Source organism: Endozoicomonas atrinae (assembly GCF_001647025.1).
Taxonomy (GTDB): Bacteria; Pseudomonadota; Gammaproteobacteria; order Pseudomonadales; family Endozoicomonadaceae; genus Endozoicomonas; species Endozoicomonas atrinae.
Genome location: NZ_LUKQ02000639.1, coordinates 1 through 897, shown reverse-complemented (window position 1 = coordinate 897; position 897 = coordinate 1). Strand labels below are relative to the sequence as shown.

Annotated in this window: 1 protein-coding gene; it reads right to left on the bottom strand. The window is 49.3% G+C overall.

Annotated elements, in window-relative coordinates; translation table 11 throughout:
* On the bottom strand, positions 1 to 886 hold an 886-nt coding region (locus AK963_RS29715), incomplete at its 3' end, for a hypothetical protein (RefSeq protein ID WP_139117805.1).
* Positions 887 to 897: the final 11 nt, after the last annotated feature.

Sequence of the window (897 nt, the reverse complement as noted above, 5' to 3'; positions counted from 1 at the left end):
AGCCGTCGTACCGCTGGCCACGGTCGTTGTCGCCCATGTTGTGGGGGGTGTAGCTGCAGCCGAGGATGGCGGTCTTCAGGTCATTGACGGCATAGCCGGTTTTCAGGGCGTTGCGGATCAGCTTCCGACGTTTGTCGTCCAGCTTGGCGTTGGGGTGACCCATGATGTTCTGCCAACACTGGAAAATGTCATCGATGGCTCTGGTTTGTTTTTGCTGGCTGCTTGCACTGGCTTTTGGATCGGTAGCTTCTGGCAGTGGCTCACCGGATAAAATCACTTCACCGGTCTGCTCGTCTTCGTCGGGTCGAGTGTCTACTCGACAAGGGTCTTTTAACAGTTCCCTTCCATGTTCCCTTCCATGTTCCCTTCCATGTTCCCTTCCATGTTCCCTTCCATGTTCCCTTCCATGTTCCCTTCCCTTCCTTTCCCCAGAGAAATTTTCCTGACCTCCTGGCGTTCGTGAATGTAATTCACCGGAATTCACCGGAATTACTTTCTCGCTTGAAATCTTTTCCGTTAACGGTGGTTCTGGTTTGATTTCTTCGCCATTTTCGGGCGCTGGTAGTTTGCTTTTTGCTTCTTTGGCATTGATCTTCTGGTGATTGGCAAAGCTCTTGATAACCCCATACTGCTTTCCTTCCACCTGGTAGTGCGTCAAAAATCCACTGTTTTTTAATGCTTCCAGTACATGGGAAAACTCCATGTCATCATAAGGAAATAGCTGTGCTTTGATCTGCCTGGGTTTCCAATGAAAACGACCTTCCCGGTCAACAAGGGTGAGCAATCCAATAAAGGCCAACCGGCAAGGAAGGCCGCTATTATGTTCAGCGTCATAAAGCTCGTCATGAATAAACAGCTCAGGCTTTACTGTTCTTATACGTCCCATGTATTTTCCTT